Raw genomic sequence first — 6487 nt, 5'->3', positions numbered from 1 at the left:
CCATGAACGGCATCCTGTTCAAGAACGCTTCCGCGCTGGAAGACGCCACCAAGCTCGACGTGGTGATCTTCGACAAGACCGGCACGCTGACCTTGGGCCAGCCCGAGGTGGTGGACGTGGTGACCGCCAACGGCACGACGACGGACGAGATGCTGATCGTGGCCGGCTCGGTGGAGAAGCTCTCCGAGCATCCCCTCGCCCTGGCCGTGCTCAAGCGCGCGGGCAACCTGCCCCTGGAGCAGGTCAGCGCATTCACGAACACCGACGGCATGGGCACCGAAGCGGTGGTGCGCGGCCAGCGCACGCTGCTGGGCAACCGGCCGTTGATGGATGCCAACGCCGTCGACCTCAACGGCCTGGACGCGCACTCGCGCAGCCTCCAGGGCCAGGGGCGCACGGTCGTGCACGTGGCCCACGGCGGCCGCCTGATCGGCCTGATCGCCATCGCCGACGCCGTTCGGCCCACCTCGGCGCAGACCATCAAGGCGTTGCACGGCAAGAACGTGCAGGTGGCCATGCTGACCGGCGACAACCGGGCCACGGCCGAACGCATCGCCAAGGAGCTGGGCATCGACATCGTGCTGGCCGATGTGCTGCCGGGCGACAAGGCGGCGAAGGTCAAGGAGCTGCAGGCTCAGGGCAAGAAGGTGGGCATGGTTGGCGATGGCATCAACGATGCGCCCGCCCTGACCCAGGCCGATGTCGGTTTCGCGATCGGTGCCGGTACCGACGTGGCGATGGAAAGCGCCGACGTGGTGCTGATGAAGAGCGACCCGTTCGACGTGGTCGGCGCCATCGAGCTGTCGCGCGCCACCTTGCGCAAGATGCACCAGAACCTGTGGTGGGCCGTCGCCTACAACGTGATCGCCTTCCCGCTGGCCGCCGGGGTGTTCTACCCCTTCACGATCAGCCCCGAGGTCGCCGCCATCGCGATGTCGGGCAGTTCGGCCCTGGTGGCCATCAATGCGCTGATGCTCAAGCGCACCCGATTGACCGGCATCAGGCGGGCCGGCGCAGTTCAGGGCACGCCACCCGCCATGGCGCAGGCCAGTTCGATGGCTACCTGATCGAGCACATGCGACGACGGGCACCGCCACGATGGACCTGAAGATGCCACACCCGCGAGGCCTGCCATTCGACCGGCCGGTGTCGCCACCCCGGTGCCTCGCGCCCGACACGGCCCTGGGCGCGCCGGCCATCCCGTCGCATGGCATCGATCGCCGGCATTTCACACGCGCGTCGATGCTGCTTGCCCTGTTGGCAGCCTTTGCGGTCGGCACTTTCGAGGTCGGCTTCACGCTCTTCGGCGGCCAGACCTTGGGCCTGGCGAGCACCACGATGGCGGCGATGTTCATCACCTGCAGTCTCGCGATGCTGGCAGCGCAGTCGATGCTTCTGCTGCCTGCGGTGCGTCGCCGCATCAACCCGCGCTGGGTGGCTGCCACCTTCTTCGGCTCGGCCCTGGCGCTGGCCCTCGCGTCGCTGGTGCCCGATGCAGGCTCACTGGGCCTGTTGATCGCGGTCGTCGCCACGGGCATCGGCATGGTCGGGCAGGGCCTGTCCTACGAGTTGCTCGAGCGACGGCCGGCAGCGACCGGGAGCCTGCTCGGGCGGCAGGCCGCCGCGGGCAACCTGGGTCAGGCGTTGGGCTCGGTGGCGGCCGGATCGCTGTTCGTGTTGCGGCCCGCCGCGCCATTCTGGCTCGCGGCGTGGGTCCTGCTCATCGGCGCTGCCGTGGCGCTGGTGTGGTGGGGCCCGGCGCGGCAGCGCGAATCGGTGGTCAGGGACACCGGGAGCCGCCATGCGCACCGACCGTGATGCACGGGGCGTGCCGATGCGGGCCCACGGTGTCGCGACGCCACTCCGCGCGGGCGACGTGCACGAAAACGGGCTGCCGGATGAACCGGGCCCTTGCGTGATTCTTTCGAAGGAGCAGTTCATGACACGACCGGTCACTCTCGCACTCACGATGGCCATGTGGGCGGCCGCAGCCGCCATGGCGCTGGCAGCCGCCCCGCTGCCAGCCAAGGCCCAGGCGCCCGCCGACGCCACCGCCACCCAGTCGTCGATCAACCAAGGCGTCACCGTCAAGGTGACGCCGAAGGCAACCGGCCCGGCCGGCAGCCGGTGGGAGTTCGACGTCGTGCTCGACACCCACAGCAGCGATCTCGACGACGACCTCGTTCAGAGCGCCAGTCTGTTGACCGACGACGGCCGCATTCTCAAGCCCACAGGTTGGGCCGGGGCGCCTGCAGGTGGCCATCACCGTGAAGGGGTGCTGGCGTTCGACGGCCCCGCCCCCCGGCCGGCGACGATCGAGCTGAGGATCGCCCGCCCGGGGGAAGCCGCGGCGCGGACGTTCCGGTGGCAACTCTGACCCTTTCAAGGAGCACGCCATGGACTGGCTGACACAGAACTGGGGTTACCTTCTCATGCTGGTGGCTGTCATCGTGTTCATGCGCTTTGGCGGCATGGGCTGCGGCATCGGTGGGCGGCGCGCTCGCTCGCCACACGGAACCACGCAGCGCGGCGGCGAAGACGTGCCAGGCGGCTTGCCCAGCGAACCATCACCGTCGACAGACCCGGTCAGCCAACGCATGGTTGACCCGGCCACCGCTGTCGCGACGGTCTACCAGGGCCGTGCCTACTACTTCGAATCGCGCGAGAACCGCGATCGTTTCGAAGCCGCTCCGCAGGCCTACGCCGGGCCGAAGCCCGCAGCGCATGGTGAACGCCGGCACAAGCACCACGGTGGCGGCTGCTGCTGAGCCCGGGGAAACGAGGAGGTCCGCATGGCACGCACCATCGACGTTCAACCTTCGTCGTCGATGCCGATCGAGCAGCGCAACTTCGAGATGTGCGAGCACAAGGGTGTCGGGCACCCAGACACCCTCACCGACGGCATCTGCGAGGCCGCGTCGCGAGAGCTGTCGCGGCGCTACCTGCGCGAAACCGGCCGCGTGCTGCACCACAACCTCGACAAGGGGCTGCTGCTCGCGGGCCGCAGCGAGCCACGCTTCGGCGGCGGCCGCGTCATTCAGCCGATGAAGCTCCTCATCTGCGGTCGTGCGACGCCGCTCGGTGGCGGTGAAGAGGCCTGCGCGGTCGCGATCGCCGCCGCCCGACACCACCTGCACAGCCGCATCGGTTTCGCGGCAGCGCCCGATGCGATCACTGCCCACATCGGCCCCACCAGCACCAGCTTGCAGCAGCTCTTCGGGACAGGATCCGCCGCGCCGCGATCCAACGACACCTCGTTCGGCACCGGCTTCGCGCCCTACTCCCGGCTCGAACGCATGGTGCTCGGTCTCGCGGGGACGATCCGCTCGGCCGAGTTCCTGCGCCTGTTCCCCGCCGCGGGTGCCGATTTCAAGATCATGGGCTGCAGACTCGGCGCAACGATCACGCTGACGCTCGCGCTCGCCTTCGTCGACCGCCACGTGCAGAGCGTCTCGCACTATGTCGCCCTGAAGAAGGCAATGCACGAGTACCTGGCAGGCTCCATCGCGGCCCCGGCCCGCCTGCTCATCAACCGCCTCGATGATCCGCAAGCCGGCGATGAGTCGGGCCTGTACCTCACCGTGACCGGCCTGAGTGGCGAGATGGGCGATGACGGCCAGGTCGGGCGCGGCAACCGCGTCAGCGGCCTGATCACGCCAGGGCGCGCAATGTCGCTCGAAGCCGCGGCAGGCAAGAACCCGGTGTCACACGTCGGCAAGCTCTACAACGTGCTCGCAACGCTAATGGCCCGCGATATTCACGCGCAAGTCGAGGGTGCCGAGCAGGTCAGCGTGCAGCTGCTGTCGGCCATCGGCATGCCGATCGATCAGCCCGAGCTTGCCGGCGTCGAGATCCATGCGCCCGGTGGGCTGAATTCGATCCAGCATTCGCGTGCCGCGGAAATCGTGAACCGGTGGCTGGCCGACGTCCCGAAGGTGACCAGGATGATTCTGGACGAGGAGATGGCCGTCTACTGACGCCCGGCCTCGGCCTGCACGGAGCGCTTGATCGTGGTCAAGTGCGCCAAGGTGCAAGGCGCTACCCTGAATCGCCGGACGGATTGAGCGAAGGAGCGGTTGATGAACACCCAAGCCGAGGCGATGGTGGTGAATGTCGATCCAGTTTGCGGCATGACCGTCGACGAGACCACGGCAGCTGCGCGCTGGCAGCACGGCGGCAAGGACTACCTGTTCTGCTCCACCCACTGCCTCGAGAAGTTCAAGGCAGACCCAAGCCGCTACGGCGCCAAGGCAGCCGCAGCCGACCCCACGGGCCCATCGGCGGTGAGCGCGCCTTCGACCGCCCGATCCGACCAGGGAGTGCCGATGCAGACCGCACTTCGCGGCGGCGCGCACGGCCAGGCCAAGGACCCGATCTGCGGCATGGTCGTCGACAAGGCGACCGCTCTGCGCACCGACCGCGCGGGCCGCAGCTACTACTTCTGCAGCGCTGGCTGCCAGCGCACGTTCGAGGCACCAGAAAAGGAACTGAAGTCGATGCGTGCACGCGTCGCGATCGCGCTGACGGGCGTGCTGGCGCTGGCCATCATGCGTGCCGGCGCCTTCATCGCCCTGGCCACCGGCGCGACGATCATCACCTGGGTCCCCATTCCCGCCCTGCCCTGGTTCACCTGGGGAGTTTGGCTCTTCCTGCTGGTTACCCCTGTCCAATTCATCGGCGGCTGGAGCTTCTACAAGGGTTCGTGGAACGCCTTGCGCAACCGCTCGATCAACATGGATCTGCTGATCGCGCTGGGCACCACCGTCGCCTACCTCTACAGCGTCGCGGTGTTGTTCTTCCCCTCGGTGCTGCCGGTGAAGGTGGAAGAACGCGACGTCTACTTCGAGGTCTCGGCGGTCATCATCGCCTTCGTGCTGCTCGGCAAGTACATGGAGGAGATCATCAAGAAGCACTCCTCGGCGGCCGTGCGCAAGCTGCTCGACCTCAAGCCCGCCACCGCCCACGTGGTGCGCGGCGGTGTCGAGATGGAGGTGCCGGCCGAGGGCGTGATGGTCGGCGAGACGGTCGTCGTGCGGCCGGGCCAGCGCATCGCGACGGACGGTGTCGTCGAAGACGGTACCTCGTCGGTCGACGAATCGATGCTGACAGGCGAATCGATGCCGGTCGAGAAGCAGCCCGGCGCGAAGGTCATCGGCGGCACCTTGAACCGTACCGGCTCGTTCCGCTTCCAGGCCACGCGGGTCGGCGCCGACACGGCGCTCGCCCAGATCATCAAGATGGTCGAGGACGCGCAGGCCAGCAGCGCGCCGATCCAGCGCATTGCCGACGAGGTGACGCGTTATTTCGTGCCTGCCATCGTGGGCACGGCTTTCCTGTCTTTCGCGGGCTGGTGGCTCGCGGGCAACTTTCCACAAGGCCTGCTGGCCTTCATCGCGGTGCTGATCATCGCCTGCCCCTGCGCACTCGGCATTGCCACGCCGGCCGCGTTGATGGTCGGCGTCGGGCGTGGTGCGCAGGCCGGCATCCTGATCCGCGGCGGCGAGATCCTCGAGAAGGCGCAGAAGCTCGACACCGTGGTTTTCGACAAGACCGGCACGCTGACCCGTGGCGAACCCACGGTGACCGATGTCGTTCCGCAAGGGGGGTGGCGCAAGGAACAGGTGCTGTGCCTGGCCGCCAGCCTCGAGACCGGCTCGGAGCATCCGCTGGCCGAAGCCATCGTGCGCGGCGCGCGCGACAGCGGCCTGGCCTTGTCCGCCGTGCACGGTTTCGACTCGATTCCGGGCCATGGCGTGCGCGGTGACATCGATGGCCGACTCATCCTGCTGGGCAACCGGCGCTTGATGGGACGCGAGGGCGTTGTGATGGACGGCGTGCAGGCCACGATGGAGCAATTGGAGGCAGACGGCAAGACAGTGATGCTATTGGCCGTCGGCAAGCAACTGGCGGCGATGATCGCGGTGGCCGACACCTTGAAGCCCGAGGCCCAGGAGGCCGTCGCGGCCTTGCGCGCAGAGAAGGTCGAGGTGGTGATGCTTACCGGCGACAACGCCCGGACGGCCGCGGCGATCGGCCGCGCACTTGGCATCAATCGGGTGATCGCCGACGTTCTGCCATCGGACAAGGCCAAGACCATCAAGGACCTGCAGGCCGGCGGGAAGGTGGTGGCGATGGTCGGCGACGGCGTCAACGACGCACCGGCCCTGGCGACCGCGGACATCGGCATTGCCATCGGCTCGGGCTCCGACGTGGCGAAGGAAACCGGCGGCATCATCCTCGTGCGCAGCGACGTGCGCGACGTCGTGGCCGGCATCCGGCTGTCCCGCGCGACCATGCGCACGATCAAGCAGAACCTGTTCTGGGCCTTTGTCTACAACGGCATCGGCGTGCCGATCGCCGCGCTTGGATTCCTCAACCCGATCATTGCCGCCGCGGCGATGGCCCTGTCGTCTCTGTCGGTGATCATCAATTCGGCCCTGTTGCGACGCGTCAAGCTCGACCAGCGGTGACATCCGGGGGCAAGCAC

Annotated in this window: 6 protein-coding genes; all 6 read left to right on the top strand. The window is 68.0% G+C overall.

Annotated elements, in window-relative coordinates:
* Nucleotides 1-1067, top strand: a 1067-nt coding sequence (locus tag VFY73_RS04150) for a heavy metal translocating P-type ATPase (protein ID WP_329716651.1), incomplete at its 5' end; no start/stop codon positions are given.
* Nucleotides 1068-1110: 43 nt separating this feature from the next.
* A complete protein-coding gene (locus VFY73_RS04145; protein ID WP_329716650.1) occupies nucleotides 1111-1818 on the top strand; it encodes a hypothetical protein in 708 nt (235 codons plus the stop codon).
* The gene (locus VFY73_RS04140; protein ID WP_329716649.1) at nucleotides 1802-2377 is read left to right on the top strand and encodes a hypothetical protein; all 576 of its coding nucleotides are present in this window, start codon (nucleotides 1802-1804) and stop codon (nucleotides 2375-2377) included. Before VFY73_RS04145 ends, VFY73_RS04140 begins: the two co-directional genes overlap by 17 nt.
* Nucleotides 2378-2396: 19 nt before the next feature.
* Nucleotides 2397-2768: a YHS domain-containing protein gene (locus tag VFY73_RS04135; RefSeq protein WP_329716648.1), complete on the top strand. Its 372-nt coding sequence runs from the start codon at nucleotides 2397-2399 to the stop codon at nucleotides 2766-2768.
* A gap of 24 nt (nucleotides 2769-2792) precedes the next feature.
* Nucleotides 2793-3977 (top strand): methionine adenosyltransferase, encoded by a 1185-nt coding sequence (locus tag VFY73_RS04130; RefSeq protein ID WP_329716647.1) that lies wholly within the window; start codon nucleotides 2793-2795, stop codon nucleotides 3975-3977.
* Nucleotides 3978-4079: 102 nt separating this feature from the next.
* Nucleotides 4080-6470: a heavy metal translocating P-type ATPase gene (locus VFY73_RS04125; RefSeq protein WP_329716646.1), complete on the top strand. Its 2391-nt coding sequence runs from the start codon at nucleotides 4080-4082 to the stop codon at nucleotides 6468-6470.
* The last annotated feature ends 17 nt before the right edge of the window (nucleotides 6471-6487 follow it).

Source organism: Ideonella sp., from assembly GCF_036277275.1.
Taxonomy (GTDB): Bacteria; Pseudomonadota; Gammaproteobacteria; order Burkholderiales; family Burkholderiaceae_C; genus Ideonella.
This window is presented reverse-complemented; position numbering and strand designations above follow the sequence as displayed.